Origin of the sequence: Bradyrhizobium sp. B039, assembly GCF_038965675.1 — a bacterium.
Taxonomy (GTDB): Bacteria; Pseudomonadota; Alphaproteobacteria; order Rhizobiales; family Xanthobacteraceae; genus Bradyrhizobium; species Bradyrhizobium diazoefficiens.
Genome location: NZ_CP152416.1, coordinates 368,772 through 386,759, shown reverse-complemented (window position 1 = coordinate 386,759; position 17,988 = coordinate 368,772). Strand labels below are relative to the sequence as shown.

12 protein-coding genes are annotated in these 17,988 nt (G+C 56.0%); 8 read left to right on the top strand and 4 right to left on the bottom strand.

The genetic code is table 11. The annotated features are described in order from the left end of the window. Positions 1 to 388 precede the first annotated feature (388 nt). On the bottom strand, positions 389 to 3,787 hold the full coding sequence (locus tag AAFG50_RS01755) for a TM0106 family RecB-like putative nuclease (protein ID WP_342714131.1): 3,399 nt from the start codon (positions 3,785 to 3,787) through the stop codon (positions 389 to 391). A gap of 354 nt (positions 3,788 to 4,141) precedes the next feature. On the opposite strand from AAFG50_RS01755, the gene AAFG50_RS01750 reads away from it, so the two are divergent. The 3 genes from AAFG50_RS01750 to AAFG50_RS01740 all read left to right on the top strand — a co-directional run bounded on the left by AAFG50_RS01750 (position 4,142) and on the right by AAFG50_RS01740 (position 7,104). Continuing rightward, positions 4,142 to 5,788, top strand: coding sequence for a TIGR04141 family sporadically distributed protein (locus AAFG50_RS01750; protein ID WP_342714130.1), 1,647 nt, complete (start codon positions 4,142 to 4,144; stop codon positions 5,786 to 5,788). Positions 5,789 to 5,861: 73 nt separating this feature from the next. Beyond that, positions 5,862 to 6,440, top strand: coding sequence for a hypothetical protein (locus AAFG50_RS01745; RefSeq protein WP_342714129.1), 579 nt, complete (start codon positions 5,862 to 5,864; stop codon positions 6,438 to 6,440). Next, the gene (locus tag AAFG50_RS01740) at positions 6,424 to 7,104 is read left to right on the top strand and encodes a hypothetical protein (RefSeq protein WP_342714128.1); all 681 of its coding nucleotides are present in this window, start codon (positions 6,424 to 6,426) and stop codon (positions 7,102 to 7,104) included. The genes AAFG50_RS01745 and AAFG50_RS01740 overlap by 17 nt, the downstream gene beginning before the upstream one ends. Before the next feature lie 241 nt (positions 7,105 to 7,345). On the opposite strand, the gene AAFG50_RS01735 is transcribed toward AAFG50_RS01740, so the two are convergent. Both AAFG50_RS01735 and AAFG50_RS01730 read right to left on the bottom strand, forming a co-directional pair. Then, entirely contained in the window at positions 7,346 to 9,553 is a 2,208-nt protein-coding gene (locus tag AAFG50_RS01735) for a UvrD-helicase domain-containing protein (protein ID WP_342714127.1), read from the bottom strand. A gap of 3 nt (positions 9,554 to 9,556) precedes the next feature. Further along, positions 9,557 to 10,426 (bottom strand): hypothetical protein, encoded by an 870-nt coding sequence (locus AAFG50_RS01730; RefSeq protein ID WP_342714126.1) that lies wholly within the window; start codon positions 10,424 to 10,426, stop codon positions 9,557 to 9,559. A 391-nt stretch (positions 10,427 to 10,817) separates the two neighbouring features. On the opposite strand from AAFG50_RS01730, the gene AAFG50_RS01725 reads away from it, so the two are divergent. Together AAFG50_RS01725 and AAFG50_RS01720 are read left to right on the top strand one after the other, a co-directional pair. Next, entirely contained in the window at positions 10,818 to 11,945 is a 1,128-nt protein-coding gene (locus AAFG50_RS01725; RefSeq protein ID WP_342714125.1) for a DUF3578 domain-containing protein, read from the top strand. A 196-nt stretch (positions 11,946 to 12,141) separates the two neighbouring features. Next, positions 12,142 to 13,038 carry a 3'-5' exonuclease gene (locus tag AAFG50_RS01720; RefSeq protein WP_342714124.1) on the top strand — a complete coding sequence of 299 codons (897 nt, stop codon included), beginning with the start codon at positions 12,142 to 12,144 and terminating at the stop codon, positions 13,036 to 13,038. Between the two features lie 1,024 nt (positions 13,039 to 14,062). Here the strand turns inward: AAFG50_RS01720 and AAFG50_RS01715 are convergent. Then, positions 14,063 to 15,013 (bottom strand): hypothetical protein, encoded by a 951-nt coding sequence (locus AAFG50_RS01715; protein WP_342714123.1) that lies wholly within the window; start codon positions 15,011 to 15,013, stop codon positions 14,063 to 14,065. Between the two features lie 278 nt (positions 15,014 to 15,291). On the opposite strand from AAFG50_RS01715, the gene AAFG50_RS01710 reads away from it, so the two are divergent. The 3 genes from AAFG50_RS01710 to AAFG50_RS01700 all read left to right on the top strand — a co-directional run bounded on the left by AAFG50_RS01710 (position 15,292) and on the right by AAFG50_RS01700 (position 17,569). After that, positions 15,292 to 15,735 carry a DUF2924 domain-containing protein gene (locus tag AAFG50_RS01710; protein ID WP_342714122.1) on the top strand — a complete coding sequence of 148 codons (444 nt, stop codon included), beginning with the start codon at positions 15,292 to 15,294 and terminating at the stop codon, positions 15,733 to 15,735. A gap of 134 nt (positions 15,736 to 15,869) precedes the next feature. Then, entirely contained in the window at positions 15,870 to 17,111 is a 1,242-nt protein-coding gene (locus tag AAFG50_RS01705) for a recombinase family protein (RefSeq protein WP_342714121.1), read from the top strand. Continuing rightward, positions 17,108 to 17,569, top strand: a complete 462-nt coding sequence (locus AAFG50_RS01700) for a hypothetical protein (protein ID WP_342714120.1) — start codon at positions 17,108 to 17,110, stop codon at positions 17,567 to 17,569. Before AAFG50_RS01705 ends, AAFG50_RS01700 begins: the two co-directional genes overlap by 4 nt. Positions 17,570 to 17,988 lie beyond the last annotated feature (419 nt).

The window sequence follows — 17,988 nt, the reverse complement described above, 5'->3', positions numbered from 1 at the left end:
TGTCCGCTCCGTCAGATGCGGCGAGCGACGCTGATAGGCGAGTGTCTTCGGACCGGCTTTGAAGGACAGGGCATTGCTGCGTTCGATGACTTAGCATTGCGTCAGACCGACAGCCACGCGCCTAATCGAAGGTGGCAATCATTTTCTCGGCTGGCTCCGCTGGCTCGCATCCAACCTCCGGGACTGCTGCCAGCATCGTGCGGACGCGGTTCAGCCAACAACGAAGATGAGACACGTAAGGCGCGAGCAGATCGCGTTCCTCCAAACGCAGCGCTCTGTCAGCGAGAGTGTCGGCAGCCCACGTTCGCGTATCCATTGTTATGGAAGAAGTCGGCCGTTGGCCGATCCGTCCCGCGGACTTAAACTGCTCCCAGGGGAAAGCTTGCAACTAAAGCGCGCGAGCCAACTCGAGATATCGGCAGAAAGCGTTTGCCAATTGCATCTGGCGGGGCGTTCGGCACTCGACCTCGAACAGCCGCGGACAGGCAACCAAAATACAGATGCACTTCGCACGCGAAGTGGCCACGTTTAGCCGATTCGCGCTGTAGAGAAACTCCATTCCCCGTGGGGCGTCGGCATGAGACGAGGTGGTCATCGAATAGATCACGATCGGCGCCTCCTGTCCTTGAAACTTGTCGACGGTACCGATGCGCGCACCCGGCAATCGTTCCTGAAGTTCGAAGACCTGGGCGTTATAGGGAGCGATGATCAGTATGTCCTCCAGCCGGATTGTCGCTTCCTTGCCTGAACCGTCGACCCAGCTTGTGTTGCCGGCGAGAATTTCATCGACGAGTTTCTTGATCTCGTCCGCCTCCTCGTGAGACGAATTCTGGTTGCCGACATGCTGGATAGCAAGATAGCGCAGGCCCACCCCGTTCACACGGCTCGATGACCTAATCTCCTGCTGCTCTAGTCCCACGCGCGAACGAAGTCGGCCTTCATAGAAGAGCTCCGACGTGAAGGCGCAGATATCGGGGTGTAAGCGCCATGTCTCCTCAAGGAAAAGTCCGTGGCTAGCCCCGATCGTTGCATGTTCACCCAAGACATGATCAAGCGCGGACGCTGCAACGCCATCGGGATGGCTTCCCTGTATCGGCTGCTCAAGCTGCCTTGGGTCGCCCAGAAGCACGATGCTCTCAGCCGCCTGCGAAACGGCCAACACGTTTGCCAATGACATTTGCGCTGCTTCGTCAACGAACAGAACATCTACACTGCCTGCCGCATCCGGCCGTGCCCAAAACCAGCTGGTGGCACCGCCAACCTGGCAACCATTGCCGAGCCCGTCGATGAAGTCCGGGTTCTTCGTCGTTTGCTGCAGTCCCGGACGAGACGTCGGCTCATCCTTGACCTTTTGGATGCATTGAATGGGCAGACGTTGCTCGGCGGCCGCTTCCAGGGATTTATCAAGCAAGTGACGAATGACCTTATGGCTATTGGCCGTAACACCAACCGTCCGCTGGTCACGCGCAAGCGCGCAGATCATACGCGCACCGGCATGAGTTTTGCCGGCCCCCGGCGGCCCTTGCACAGGCAAAACGCTCTGATCAAGCGAGAGCGAAGCACGTATTGCGGTCGCTAGCGGCGCCTCGCCGGATTCCTCGAACACCTGCCCGGAAAGACGTGGAGCGACTTTGAGCAGCAAGTCGCGAGCGGCACGATAGGCACCAGGCCCAATAATCCCGTGGTCCGCGACATACTCACCAATCCGGAACACCGATTCGGCGAGAACCTGATTGTCGATGAACTTATGCGCGAACACGGCCTCGGGATGGAAACTGGCCGTGTCCTGGCGCTTCTTGATGTCGATCGTTCTGGCATCATCGGAGATCGCTACGACGCTACCAAGCTTGTCGCCACCTGCGCTTCTTAGATCATCATCAGCGCGAACATCCGTCTCCTGAACCACGAATCTATAGCGGTGAATCGGCGTCTTCGCCGTTCCACCAACGTGACTGAGAAAGGTTAGTCCTGCCAACCCTGCGCGCTCATACAAGAGGTCCTCGACCGACAGATCGCTGAGACGAAAATACTCCCACCAGACCGCCTTGTTCTCGCGGCCAAAGAAGTCAATCAGGTGAGCCAGCAACCAGCGCGCCTGCTGCTCTGGGCTTCGTTCGGCGACGTCGTCCGGAACATCGCCTGTCAACCGCGCGACAAGTCCGGCGACCCGGCGCTTCCAGTCGCTGAGATCTTCGCCAATTTCAGCAGGCTTGAGCTGCGGGCGATCAATCGTCTTTCCCTGGGCGATTAGCCCGCTCCGTACCCCCTCAAGCCAGTCCCTTAAAGCGCGGGTCGAGGCGCAGTCATCCCGATTGTAACCGATGATGGCTACCCGATCGCCCGCATCAATCGCACCGGCATCGGCCAATTCGAGGCAGGCCTGCACCCGTGCCATGGCGCCGCCGACATCGATCAGCGGGACCGTGCGATCAAACCGGTACAGCGGTTCGAGCTTCTTGATCGAATAACTTTCGACGCTGGCACGGATGCTCTGCCGGACAACGGCGTACAAGTCCACGAACACGCCCGCCCGAAGCAAGTTGTCGACCTCGTCCTCTCGCGTGGCGTACCGCCCCATCAGTCGCTTCAACGCGGCCGGCTCATAGGGCGCGAAGTGATAGATGTGCAAGCCGGGGTGCTTGGTCAGCCGCTCCGTGACGAAGTCGATGAAGCGTTCGAACGCCGCCCGCTCGTGCTGTCGTGTCGTCGCCCAGTCGCCGACATAGGCGTCTGTGCCGTCGTCGTTGGCATAGAGATAGCCGAACAGGAACTCGAGCCCCCCGCCGTCCACGAACGGATCGCCCTCGAAATCGAAAAAGATGTCGCCGGCCGAAGGCTCTGGCAGCCGGAACAAGCCAAATTCGGGCACCAGCGGCAGCACCTCGTGAAGCAGCTGGCCTGCTTCGCGACCCTCGACCTGGAGTCTCGCCTGCTCGCGCACCCTCTCGTAGCTTGGCGCAGCGCCCCGATCAGGCCGCCATTGCAGCGGAATGGGCAGCGTGGCGAGGGTGGCCATGGTACCCACACCTCGCCGGACCAGCTCCTCAATCTGGGTCTTGGCTATCCCTGCGACAAGCGATAGGTGATCGTCCGCGCGCCGCCTCGAAGCACAGGGCTCGCGCCATCGGCAGACGTCGCAGTGCTCGATCGGGTCGGGATAGAGGCCGTCATGCGCGGGCTCAGCCGCAAAGGTCTCCAGACTTCGCCTGATACGCCGATAGAACGCCGCAAAGTCGGCCACACGGTAGGCCTCTGGTAGATACTCCGACCCAGGCGTCACGACATGGGCCTTCTCCGGCATCTTCTGCTGCATGGTCGCCAAGAGGTCCGAGTAAAGGCTGAGCTGCAGGACCGTGTTGCCCTTGGTCTCGCGGGCCAACTTGGTGTCGGTGACCTCGTATGACCAGGGACCCAAACCGCTCGATGTCTCGACCCGCCGCAGCACGTCGGCGCGACCACTCCAATGCCCATCCCGTAACGCCGCTTGAACAATGATCGCGTCGCCGCGCGCCATCGCCTGCTGCGTTTGGGCAACCGAGGCGTGATCGATGCCAACGCCGGCAATGGCGGTGACGGTCCCGCCCTGTTTAGCGAGATGGTCGACAAAACCCTGCTCATGGATCTTGCCGCGCTCCACCAGGGCATCGAGGGCCGGGTCATCGCGGAGCTTTGGCTTGGCCAGTTCGCCCTCGGCGACCTTGAGGTCGAGGTGTGTGAGGTAACGACAATTCAGATGCCCAACCAGGTCGCTAGCGCTGAAGACGATCGCCGCACCGCTCTTTTGCATCCATCCCCCGAGGCTGCTGCCGGGGCCCCAGGGACACGGCTTCCGCAACAACGATACCGGCCTTCAGACAAGCGCGAAAGGGTTACATGGGACACGCAAGGCGCGAATCGGCCGCGTCCAGGCGCCACTCCGTCGAAGACAGCGGCCGAGCCATACGATGTTATGGAATTCTGCCTCGCATATCAGCCAGGCTAAAGGCGTTGACTAAATTGTCGCTGGGGCACGACGGTACAATGCTGCCGAGACCAACGACGAACGATTGAGCGTCGATTTCCTCCACTCTATTTACGATTGTTCGTCGTGAGGCTAATCTACTCACACGGGCAATCCTTTTGGGGGGGGAGGAATGTCGGAGTGGCCTCTGCGACGCTAACAATTCATTTGGCGAAAGAAGCAGCGAACGAGTTCGATGACCTGCTATCGCAAGAAGCTCGTCGTCGGCTTGAGCACCGCAGCACTTTGGTTGTCGACAATCGAGATTTTGGTGATGGTGCTCGCCTTTACGTCTTTGTCGGTTCCTTTAATTCACCAAAATGGATAACAGAGCTCCGAAGGCATTTCCAGGTTGACGGTCGCGTTGTTACAGCCTCGGCAGCTGCCGTTCTGGTCTTTCGCGCAGCCGATCGAATTTTTGCATCCACATTTGCCCACGGCTGGATGTACCTAGACGAACATCGCTTTGAAGGCGACTTCGGCCTACGCGTTGCGATTAACGCGCTGGATGATACAAAGCTCAGGCGTCTCGAGCGAGCCAATCTTGGCGACGCTCTTCGGGGTGTCTCTTTGTCTCCCTTCCAACGCGAACTGACATCATTTGGCTTGGACGACGCGCTCGACCTCATCAGAAAGATAAGTGGCCGTACTCGCGAAGATGCGGCTGCGGATGCGATGACCGGCTCGCGATCCCTTCGGTTAAGTGGCCAATTCGGACTGGCGGATCTGCCGGAATTAGCCGCTAACACGCTGACCTTCTACTCGTCCGACACATATCGAGACACTGCATTTCGTATCATCGATTCAGTCATGCCGATCGCAGATCGTCAACTAGCTGAAGTCCTCGATAATCTTGCCGCCGCAAGCGTCGCTGCGGCGGCCGACGATTTTGAGCTAGGACTCCCAATAGGCTTCGATGACCAAGCCGTCTCGTTCAAATTCATCGGCCCGAGGCTGCGCGGCTCTTATCCCGACCTTCTGATGCGCAACTATATTGAAGCAATGGGGCCCCGAATTGCTGAGGTCACACCAGAGATCCTGCGGAACCACAAGATTGAGGCGTCTCTTGAGGAAGATGGTCGTCCGTCTCTCAAGTGGAGTCTCAAGTCGGCGCTTGTGGGATCGATAACTCACGAGGGCGAGCGATATGCGACGAACGAAGGCGAATGGTATCGCGTTGAAGAGGCCTTTAGAGACTCCATTGAGGCTACCTTCCAAGAGACCCGACTAGGATGGGACGTTCCACCGGCTCCGCTACGGAAATTGTACGACGACAGAGGTAATGGACGCTACCAGCGGGAAGCCGAATATAACGCCGAGTTTGCCGCAGCACATGGGTTCATTTTGCTTGATACTCAGCAGATCCAGATTCCTGGCATCGAACGATCTGGATTTGAACCCTGCGACATTCTGGATATCCGAGGAAAGCGGTTCATCCACGTCAAGAAAAGCTCCCGTCGATCGAGCGTGTTGAGCCATTTCTTCAAGCAGGGAGCTAATTCCGCCAGACAGTTTAGCATCTTCGACTCCGCATGGGCTGAGCTTCGCGCTTTGCTTGTTCGGGTCGCCGGCGAAGAGGCCGCCGTAGCTCTAGAGGAAGCGCGCCAAGATCCGGATCGGCCCTGGAAGGTCGAGTTTCTCATTGCTGACACACCCCGTCAAAACGGCGAATTCAACATTCCATTCTTCAGCAAGGTATCCCTTCGTGACGAGTTGAGAACACTGCGCGCTATGAAGTACGAGGCTGCTATTCGCTTTATCGAGCTGCAGGCAGAGCATCTCGCATGAGATTCTGCTTTGACACGCTCGGTCGGCGCATACGTAGGTTGAACGTAAGCGTTGGCCATGAGCGGATTTTGAGTTGGTACAGCACTCAACCAGCGGCACGACTATTGGTAGAGCAACACAATATTTGAATGTCGGTCCTGGTAACTTTGCCCAGCTTGGATTCATAAACGTGACTGACGAGGACGCTAATTCAGCATTTGAAGAGCTAATGCGCGCCCTCCGCGAGAGAGGTCTCGATTGGATTGCGGATCAAGTATCGCGTGACATTGCAGAAGGACAGTCAGTCGTAACCATATTGACTCCGGAGCAAGCACCTAAGCTTGGGCCGTTTAGTGTCGGTCGCCCGCGAAAGACCCGAGCACGCGCGGCAGAGTTTACACGCGTGTTGCCATACGACGCCAAATCGAAGCTACTCAAACTGATCACGGCTATCGAGACAACCGTGGCCTCATCCGCCGCCATTGCAGAGCATCTCGCCGGGTTCGTTTCGGCAGGACAGCCGTTTGGTATCATCTTTCGCGGCGACGAGCCGGAAGAATCCAGTTATCGAATTTCCGAGGATGATTTGGTCGTCACCGTACCTGCGGGAGAGAGACTGCAACATCTTCTTTCCGAGTTAAGGAATGAGGTCAGCGGTGACAGTTCGACCTAATCTTCTCGCCGAGATAAGAGCTGCGCTTGGAGGAGCCATAGCGCCGAATCTTACTGCCAAGTCTCAGGGCGCTGACCTTTACGAAGCTTACATCTGGTCTCTTGTGGTACAAGCTGCAGAATCGGAAGGAGCATCTATCTCGTTTTGGAACGTTTTTGGCAGCCGGGTCACTACTGACTTCATTTTTCGCACGTCGCCAGGAAACATTTTCTCAACTTCGCAGCCGTACTCGTACGCGCTCATTAGTTTCCCGAACTGCCCTGATTTGGAAGCACATGTAGGGATATTTGTTGCTGGCAAGTCTGGAGTGGCACACGAATGCGACGTCGCGGTCTTGTTTAGCGATGAAGCCTATACTTGTCGTCAAAAGAATGCCCATCCACGCAGTTCTCAGGTAGTTTTAGCCGTCGAGTGCAAATTTTATGTTCAGTCGTCTATGGGCATTGGACTCGCACGATCATTCTTGGGTCTGACGACCGAGATCATGCACGATTCACGTTTCTTTGTTGGTGTGAGTGAGTCTGAGAGGGTCGAGGCGCTTTTCGCGCATCACAAGAAGAAATGGGAAACTGGTGTGTCTCCGATCGACCCTAAGAGAAGGGATTTGCGTTTGAAAGGTGATTTCGAACGAGTCTTTCGTGACTTTATCCGAAAGGAATCTTAGACGAATTGTGCACGCTACCTGCCTTGTTGGCGAGGTTGCCAAGAAAATTGATCGGCCCGTCGTCCGAAATGAGTTGGCGAAGCTGGCCCAGCGTCGCTCCGGTCAGCCTCCCTACGCTCAACTTAGAGTCGGCTTCGACTATTCGCAGTTCAGTTGTTATGGAAGAAGTCGGTCAGCGGCTGAGAATCACCATTTCTGACTAAGCAACTTCCAAATTGCATATCTCCGAGACTGGAGACAATCAGACTATTTGCTTGAGGCTCCCCGCCGTTAGCGGTCCCGCGAGAATGTCGGCCGGTCCGCCCCGCTCTGCGTTAGAAACAATCTGCAAAGCCTTTTTGGCCCTACTTGCACCGAGATAACACCGCGAGACGAACCGCCTTCGCTTACCAATGCCGTCATCATCCTGCAGATCTGCCCTGTCCACGTTGATTAGAAATACGGTGTGAAACTGCAAACCTGCAACATAATCTGGAGTACTGAACACGCACCTCTTTCCTGCATATTTCAGCTGCGCAACCTCATCCCTCGACGTCAGCGGCACAAATTTATCTGCAATTCGGCCAAGCTTAAGATACTTCCCAAATAAATCGTCGTTCAGACACAGCACTGCGACTTGACGTCCACCATGTCGGTTCGCTGCCGATTGCGCCTGCCTAAATACGTCATCAACGAGTCCTGTGATAGTCGAAGCGGTTACCAGAGTGGGGACATCACCATGCGGCTCCACCGAATTTGAAGAATAAGCTCCCCACTCGCCTGCCAGATCCAATGCCGGGAACGAGCCGTCAAGATCCCTAAGAAAATTCGCAATTTCTGGCGTGGACCGAAATACCTGGGTTAGCTCCACCAATTCCGTCTCGCCAGCGCCTATGCTCTTGAACATATTGCCGGCGTCCTCACGGAGACGACCCATGAATGCATCTGTCGGGGCCTGTTTCAAATCGTAGGCCATGAACAGGGGCAAACGCCCCTCGGTTATCGCGCTGCGGCGGAACAAGTTGTGTAAGGTCATCCGCTCTGCGCGGTTGAAATAGTGAAACTCGTCGACGAAGATCAGATCAAAACCGTTCTTTTCGCGCAGCTGTCGCCATTCGTGGGTCAATAAATACCTATTAAAATCGGCGATCATCTGATCCATACTCAAGACGTTGGAGCGTTCGAGTTCTAAGCAGTACTGTTCATGAATATCCAAAACGACCTGGCGATCTTGCTCGGTACGCAACGGCATTTGCCACGGCTCGCGCCTGTCGTTCACGTACGAATCTGCGGCGGCCGTTCCTTTTCGAATATTCTCAGCATCGATTACGCATGCAAATTCGTTTATCAACTCTTGTACTAGCCCTCGTCTCCGCGCCGGATCCTTTATCCAAGCAGCCAGATCAGCAGAGCAAGCGGCTAGGTCGCGCACAGCGAACTTTGTCTTCTTTAGGCAAGTGTTGATCGCATCTTCAATAAGGATCGCCTGGAACTCCCGTCCTTCTTGTCCGTCAGTTGATAATGGCTTCAACGACTTGCGTTCATACTGCAAGAGATCGCGAGCCAATTCGTAGATGGAGCCAAGAAATAGAGATGCTCTTGTGAGTTCAAGCCAGCGGCCGGAGGGATCCAGTGCGGAAAACATACCTGGAATAACATCTTGCGCGAGCGCAACGCTATGCGTAATGAACGCTACGCGCGCATCCCGCCCATCATCTTCGAATTTATAAAGATCGATCAAACATTTTACTGCGAGCGATACCGTTTTACCGGTACCCGCAGCGCCCTTCAGTCGCACAGGCGTCTTATGGTCATGGTCGACGAAGCTGCGCTGTTCGGCGGTCAGCCTCGTACCATACCACTCCTTAAGGCTGTGTCCGCCGACCAAAGTCGTTCCCAGTGGCTCAGTCAAAATAATGCCGAAAGCACCACCGTCGTGAGGCGCAACGGGCGGTGCAGCAACAACTGCATCCAAGTATTTGTCGAGGGCATGACGAAACAGTGAAATATCGAGAGAAACGTTAGCGAACTCCTCGACACTGTCGGTCACAGCATAGGCGTAGAGATGACTTGTATCGTCCGGAGCCCGCTCAAAATAAGCGCGCTGCTTCACAGCTATCGCCTCTGGCTGGGCGTAAACAGATAGCAATGTCCCTTCGTGAAAAGATCGCCACTTTACGGGAATACTAATCCCGTTCTCAAACTGAGAGAGGGATACATGCACTATGCGATCAAAAAGATGTCGTGGGCTTCGCGCTGACGCGAATACACCTTGTGGGCCGGCACGCATCACCAACAAGCGTGATTTTTCGTCGGCGCGACTGGAAAGAATGTAACATAGATCATCCAGCTCGATCCGCTTGAGTCCAGTGATATCTGGCAGTGGAAAGGTATCGAACCACTCGTTCTCTATCGCAGCAGAACTTAGGGCGAGAAGGGCATGCTCATCGATGACAAGGCCATTAAACATATCTTACCGCTCATCAGTACTTGAATGAATGGATTCCAAAATGAGATTTGCAGCCACTTCGCTCTCCGACTCGAAGTGCTCGGTCATACCGATCCGCGAAAAGAGAGTCGCCATTCGTTGAGCTATCGCATAACGGATGAAGTCGCTGAATCTACCGATACGATACATCGTCGCGTCATCACCATCTCCGATCCTTCGATCGAGCCGGCTCATAAAGAGCTCGGTCGATCGGATTGCCCTCACGTCTCGCAGCATAACTACGAAACCGACTTCCCTTTCGGCAGGCAGCGCCGGCAGAAGCATGTAATCGGATCGCATTTGGCGAGGATTTAGAGCATTCCGAATAGCACCGCTCTGCTCGGGGGCTTTCTTCCCTTCTCGAGACCAGCAGGCCTTTAACAATTGCAATGACGTAACGTTCTCGCTCGTCTGCTGGTTCGCGATTAGAGCGATTTCGATCGCAGCCTCCAACCTGGAGCGGACGCGGTTGTTGGAAACCCCAATGGCATTCAATATCGCGGTAGCACCGTCGGCTGCGGCCCAATCGGTTAGGTCGGCGGCTGTCAGTGGGATTGCATTAGCGTCACGGATCTGATCCGCCTCGTGTATCCCTTCTATTGCCACACGCCTGTGACGTTCGGCGAGCTTCAGAAGCTCCTCGCCCGCCCATACCTGCTCGACATAGTCGCGAGCGCTCCGAACGACCAAGTAGGTGTAGAACTCCCCCATCTTCTCCTGAGCTATATCGCAATCGGCGGTAATGATGACTCCCCAAGACGGTTGAGACGATCCAATCGGATCGCGCCTAATGACATCTCCCTGGCGAAACGGAGTTTGATCCGAAATTGGCTTGAAGAATCTCTCGTCGAGCATCTACAATTGTTTCCCTGCCCCATTCCCGAAAAGGAAGTAACCGCATTTTTTCGCCGTACACGCGCGCGGATTGCTGTCTTTTCGCAGCGTGGCCAACTATCGACCTTGTTGAAATCGTTAATCAATAACAGATGAGACGCCATCCGCAACCAGAAATTGATGGCCGCAACTGCAATTACTCGTTTGGTGTCAAAATATTCGAACCACGATTTTGCACCGCACATACGTCCCTCGACCGCAATTCAAGCTTTGCGGCGCTCAACCCCAAGCGTACGCGAAAGAAATGCTATGGAAGAAGTCGGCCAATAACCTAACAGTTGCCAACCGCCCAATACTTATGTCGCGTTCAACAGCTCACCTCCCGTGGTAGCATCATCCTAGGGGGACGCGCATGCTTGAGCTCGACCAAGTTTTTAAGGACTATCTTCCGAACTCGGAGCAAATTGTTGGTGGGGTAAAATTCAGGCGAAAACTGACGTCTGGGAATGAGCTTCCCGTCGATACGATTGTCACGAAGGACCTGCCTAAGCTTATTGAACAGTTCGTTTCCGACTCCGGAAGAGACGTAAAGAAGTATCGGATCTACGGATCAGTCGGTCAAATAAACTGGACTCTCGCTTATATCCCTTGGGTCGCCATTCTGCGACGCGACATTACGACGTCGACCGAGCGCGGCTACTACGTTGTTTTGCTGTTTAGTCAGGACATGCGGAATTGTTTCCTGTCCCTAAATCAAGGTTTCACTCAGTACCGGAAGGCATTTGGCGATACGATTGGCAATAAGAAGATTGCCCAGGTAGCTAGTTTGGCTGTCCAGAACCTACAGTCTCCCGCAGATTTGATTGCCGGCCGGCTCCACCTATCCGCGACCAACACGCTAGGGAAAGGCTACGAAAGTGGCGCGATCGTTAGTCGTCGCTATGGCGTCGGTGACGAAGTTTCTAGCGACAAATTCCGAACGGACCTTCTTCAGATCCTGGATTTGTACGACGAGTTAATTGCGAAGCTGGGGCCTAACCTACTAGACCATCTAGAATCGATCTCGTCGGACGACTATCAAGAGGCCGCCAACGAAATCGCGACTTCTGAACCAGGCAGGTCATTGCCCGAGGGTGGATTGCCTCCTCCTCCGAAAGTCAACGGAAAGCAAGCGGGTAAGTACAAGCGCAACCCCGAAATGGCAGCGATCGCAATTCAGTCGGCGAGTCATAAATGCGAGATTGAACCGGGACATGCGACTTTCACGTCGCGCAAGACCAAGAAGCCGTTCGTTGAGGCGCACCACTTGATCCCGATGCAGTGCCAGGCGGAATTTGAGGTCAGCTTGGATGTTCCGGAAAATATTGTGGCCCTATGTCCAGGATGCCATCGGAAGTTTCATCATGCACACTTCGGCGAGCTAAAGCCCTCCCTTATCAAACTATTCGCTGCACGGAACGAGGCCTTGAAGGCAAGAAGCATCAGCATTGAGCTCAAAAAGCTGAACAAAGTCTACAAGAGCGACGTCGAGGAGGATTGAGATCCTGCGCCGCGGGAAACGTGTCGACATTAGTGAGATTGTATCGGACAGTCTGTTGGTGATTTTAACGTCACCCACACTTCTGGATGTGCTCCATGGATCGAAGCTGCTTGCTGCTTGTAATTGACCCGAGTTCACCCCATTCAGACACCCCGTGCCAGGAGCGGCGCCTTTCCGCAATTGACGGTCGTGAACCATGTCCTTGGAAAGTATCGATCTGGCAAGAATGGCCGAGCTGCTAGCTCGATCTCCTGACTACCGCGTTCTCCGCAGGCTTCTCCCGCGAAGCGAATTTCTCGCTCACAACGGGCAAATTACTAGGACAGGCATTCTCATCGATGTCGAGACAACCGGCCTTAATACGTCGCGGGACGAAATCATCGAACTTGCTATGGTCAAATTCACCTATCTGCCGAACGACAGAATAGCAGCCATAACCGACGTCTTTTCCTCCTTCAACGAACCGTCGATCCCGATCCCGGAGGAGATCACCGAACTCACCGGGATCACCGATGAAATGGTGTCCGGGCATCGTATAGATCCAGACGCCGTTGCGTCGTTCGTCTCGGATGCAGTGCTTATCGTTGCCCATAATGCAAACTTCGACCGAAAGTTCGCGGAACGGTACTGGCCCACTTTTGAACGAAAGCCCTGGGCATGCTCAGCGACGGAAGTCGAATGGCGAAAACACGGCTTTGATGGGTCTCGCCTCGGATACCTCTTGGCCGGCGTCGGTCTATTCCATCAAGCACATCGCGCCATCGACGATTGCAGGGCGTTGATAGAGATCTTGGCGTCGGACATCCCAAAGCTCAACCGATCCGCCTTCGCCATCCTGCTCGAACGGGCTCGCCGCAAGACTGTTCGGATCTGGGCGGAGCACTGTCCATTTGAATTGAAGGATATGTTGAAGAAACGGGGCTATCGCTGGAGCGATGGCGCCGATGGAAGGCCGCGGTCCTGGTACATCGATGTGGACGAAGCGAACCAGGCGGCAGAGGTCGCGTTTCTTCAGACCGCTATATATCTCCAAGACGTTGAGCCGCGCATGCAGATCATGAGCGCGATGAACCGTTTTTCGAGCAGACTGTAAGCACTGCGAGGATACCGCTATTTTCCTGGCCTGACCGGGACTGACCTCCCCCTACCTAATTTCGCGACCGTTTTTGCACGCGAGGTGGCGAGTTCAGATCGGCTGGAAATAAATAGTCAAATCTGGCCGCAGCGACGACATCCGTGGCAAGACATCCAATTGTCGGCCTTGCTAAGTACCGGAACGAGCGGGCTTTTTGCCTTTGCCGTTACATTGGCTTGCACAACCACCGAACGGCACTCTCCAAAAATCCACGCCACCAGGAAAAAAATCCCTGAATGAGAGTGGGGCCGGTCCGCCAAGTGAGGGCCGTTGAGGAATTGACCACCCCCACCCCCTCTCGCTCCACAACCTCGTTGCCGGTGGCTTTTTGTATTTAATTCCAGAAATTTGCATACGAACCAGGGAGACCGGTCTCCACAGCATCCCCGGCAGACTTTTGGCCACCCCCACCCTGTCAACCCGACTGTCAACCGTGTCAACCTTGTCAACCTAACTTTTCAAACCTTCGGCTAGCGCGGTAGCGCGGTGCGAATTACCCGCGCGCTGTTCTAATGCCAGAAGGACCCATGCCTTCGCTTCGCGAGCTATTTCCTGACGTTCGCTAGCAACGGTTCATCCATAGTTCTCTCGTTCTCCCATGTCGACTGGTGAGCGCTCGTTGGAAGGTCATAGGAACGACACGCCCCCGGCAAAACCGAGTGCGGCGTTCCTAGACCGAAACAGTCGTGCCGACCGGAGCCGCGCCCGCCGTTTAGGCCCGCATGCTACGCTGGTCGCGCATGCGTCAGCACCTACTTTCGACGATATCCAGTTCGCCGCTCGTCGCCCTCGTGCCTTTCGGACCGGGCTTTGCGCTTGACGAGGCCCCATAGCTCGCAATTCATCCGCCGTCGCTACCGTCGTGCTCGACCGACCGGCGGCGGATGCAAGCGAGCTGAAACGAACCACAAGAGCCTCGAAAGCTCTTGGGACAAGAGCCCGCTGCGAGATCGTTGTACGGGGTCTCGTCTTAGCTTGCAGGTCAACTACCCTCTTCAGACCGACGAGGCTTCTTACCCAGCTTAAGGTCCAAGACATGCTGCTGTTGGAACGCGATTTGGTAAACTACGACGCCGATCTCCTTGTCTAAAGATCGCCTGGCATCAGGATCGAGTGCCAGCGCTTTCCAATCAGAATATAGTTGCGCTCTGCGGGCGACTAGCTCGTCCAATCTGCGCAACGGACGCGCGAGCGTCTTGACCCAGTTCGCCACTCCGGAATAGCTCTCCGCGTCACGGCCAGTGGCATACGCATAAACATCTCTTAGGAAGTTAGAGAAATCGCTTCCTTCCCCACCCTTTGCTTCGTTGGGCCTAAACCGTTGAAAGAGATTCCAACCCTGAACAACCAGGTTGTATTCCGCGGAAGTGCGGTATTCTTTGAACAGGTTTGTATTACCACCCTTATCGACCTCCCCCTTCGAGAGACCCCTAGACTCCTCAAACCGACTCGAAGCAGCGCGCGCCTTTCTCTCCAATGACGTGAGATCCTGGATCCAATCGTCGCTGCCGCACGAAAGGTCTGGCTCTTCTTTCCCGCGGCCCCAGCGATCTGAGGCTTCCGGCCAACGAGAAGGAGCAAAGCCGCCAACATCGCTGAAGGCCAACCTGGTGAAGTCGTTCACTGACGAGAGTGCATTCCGCAACGATTCGGCGGCCCTTCGGATCTCCTCAATCTCGCGCAGGACATCCGCTGCCCGCGGAGCGTCTTTGCTGAGAATAACATCCTTGTTGTAAACGACTGCCAGCTGTTGGACGCCTTCTTTGGCGCATTCCACACACCTGCACTGCCGCTCTTCGGCCTCCTCCCTTTCGTGACCACCAGGTTTCGGGCTCAGTCCATTCACGGCTCGTTCGAAGAACTCGGGCAATCCTCGCGGCGCCGCATCCGCAGCGTTACGGAGCTCCAATGACCAGGACTTTGACGAATTCATTCAGACCCTCGCTGGGCGATATACCGAATCGAATCTAGATGAGGTTGTTCACCTGACAAACGGAGGGGATGGCGCCCACTCTTAGGGATGGCCAATTTACCATGTGATTCGACCTCCATCGAAAGGCTTGTTGAGCTTTCAGACATCCTGTCGGCCGGCCTTCAGCGTCTTCTGGCCCGGAAGTCCAGGCATTTATCGCCCCGCAACGAAGAAAATCCGCTCGACTGTACGGGGCCTGTCGAGGGTCATGTCCGACAAATCACGAGAGAATAGGCGCGGTGAAAGATACCGTTTTGACCCAGCTGGCGGCCCTTAGGGGTGCCCCCGCCCCCGTTCTAAAAGCCCGTTGGAGGGAGCTTTTCGACACTGAACCACCGGCCTACAACCGGCGTTTTCTGGAGAGCCGACTAGCCTACCGAATCCAAGAACTGGCCTATGGCGGCCTGAGCCGGGAAACCACCGAGCGGCTCAAAGCCATGGCCAAGCAGTATGCCGATCAGAAGCCGGCGGATCGCAAGGCTCGGCCGCTTTTGCGGCCTGTCGCCGGGACGAAGCTGATCCGCGAATGGGAGGGCGTGGAGCACTGCGTCACCGTTCGCCACGACGATTTCGAGTATCTGGGCCGCCCCTACAAATCCCTTTCCTCGGTCGCCCGCCAGATCACAGGCACCAAATGGAATGGCTGGGTCTTCTTCGGCTTAAAGAACTCGGTGGGTAAATGACTTCCCGCAAGCCGGCAAAGGGCCGAGCTAGCCCATTCGGGAACCCCTTCGAGCGAGCAGACTCAAGCCCCACCTCCGTCCGGAAGGTTCGCTGTGCGGTATATACCCGCAAGTCGAGCGAGGAAGGGCTCGACATGGACTTCAATTCGCTCGACGCCCAGAGAGAGTCCTGTGAAGCTTATATCTTGAGCCAACGAGCAGAAGGCTGGACCGCAGTTTCAGATCGCTACGATGATGGCGGCTTCTCGGGCGGCAGTCTCGAGCGACCGGCCTTGAAACGACTCCTTGCTGCTGTCCAGTCCCGCAAGATAGATGTCATCGTGGTCTACAAGATTGACCGACTTTCACGGTCGATGCTCGACTTCCTCAACCTGGTCGAACTGTTCGAACGCCACGGGGTGACGTTCGTCTCCGTCACCCAATCCTTCAACACCAAGGATGCCATGGGCCGCATGGCATTGAACATTCTGGTGACATTCGCCCAGTTCGAGCGCGAGCTGATTGGCGAGCGGATCCGGGACAAAGTCGCCGCCTCTCGCAAGCGCGGCAAGTGGATGGGTGGTTGGACACCACTCGGTTATGAAGTCCGCGATCGCAAACTGCTAGTTCACGAAGTCGACGCCGAACGGGTCAGAGCAATATTTCGGCGGTTCGTACAACTCAAATCCGCAACCCGGCTGGCTCGCGAGCTTGTCGCAGCCAACGAACGCACCCGGTACGGCCATCTCTTAGACAAGGGCGTGCTGTACAAGATCCTTAACAACCGGGTCTACCTTGGCGAGGCGGTTCACAAAGGCACTTCATATCCCGGCGAGCACCAGCCGATTATCGACCGCAAGCTCTGGGATCAGGTTCACACCATTCTCAAGGAAAGCCCGCGCAAGCGCGCCGGCAATGCTCGCGCCCAGACTCCTGCCCTCTTGAAAGGACTTCTGTTCGGTCCCGACGGCGCTGCGATGTCCCCGACACACACGCGAAAATCCGGCCGCCTCTATCGATATTACATCAGCCAAACGGCAATGAAGCAGGGCAGATCGGACTGCCCCGTCAAGCTGGTGCCGGCGGCCGAGTTAGAGCGAATCATCATCGATCAGGTCCGCGTGCTCCTGCAAACCCCTGAGGTCATTGTCCAGACCTGGCGCGCTCTGCGTAAACAATCCGCTGAGGTCAGCGAGGCTGAAGTGCGGAGCGCGCTCCTCGGCTTTGACGAGCTTTGGGACGAACTGTTCCCGGCAGAGCAAGCCCGCATCGTCGAGCTCCTCGTCGAGCGCATCGACATGCATGCCGAGCAGATGGATATCACTCTGAAGATCCAGGGCCTGACCTCGCTCTCCTCGGAATTACAGCGGCAACCCTTCCAGCAGGCCGCCGAATGAACCGACCGACCACCCTCACCCTCGGCCCCATCGGTCGACCGAAGCTCAATCGGGACGGACGAACAATGGTGGTGAGTATCCCGATCTCGTTCCACCGGCAGGGTGGTCGCAAACGCGTTGTGACCCCCGCAAATGCGGAAGCCTGGTCACCGCCGAAGCCGCAGGTCGACAACACGCTGATCAAGGCCGTGGTGCGAGCCCATCGCTGGCGCAATATGCTTGAATCTAACCTGTTTAGCTCAGTGCGAGACCTCGCCAAGGCCGAGAAGATCAACGAGTCCTATCTCTGCCGGGTGCTTCGGCTCACCCTGCTCTCGCCGTCCATCACGGAAGCAATCCTGAACGGGCTGCAGCCGGACGGGCTTGAACTGTCGCAGCTCTTGAAATCCATCCCAGCTGAGTGGGACCACCAGCAGGCTCTCTTCAGCTCATCCGCTCGGAAAGCCGAAAGCCGTTAATGCCCTACCAAGCTCGAAGCGGCCTTGGGCGGGCCCATTCGCAAATCGAACGTTATGGAACTTTTTATTGACCTAAGAGAGAAGCGACAGAGTTTGAATCCCGCCCTCTCCGCCATATCTAGTTGAAATTGTTATTATATTCTATTTTTGATGCATCGCCCCGGATTGGATCCCGTCGCGTCCAGTGCCCATCCCCTTCGCGAGCGCCCGCCACAGGCAATTGACTGGGTGATCTCGGAATTACGTGACAGGCGGCTCGCGGGTTCGGCGTTGGGCTAAGAGGTCCAAGATGATGTCTGCACTCGCGGCGATTCTTGGCTGGGCTCTCTCGATCAGGGTGGGTCGAAGGTCGGATGCCGGCTGCTTCCCACACATAGCAGGGCCATGGTGGGCCACGACCGATAGTGATCATCACTACG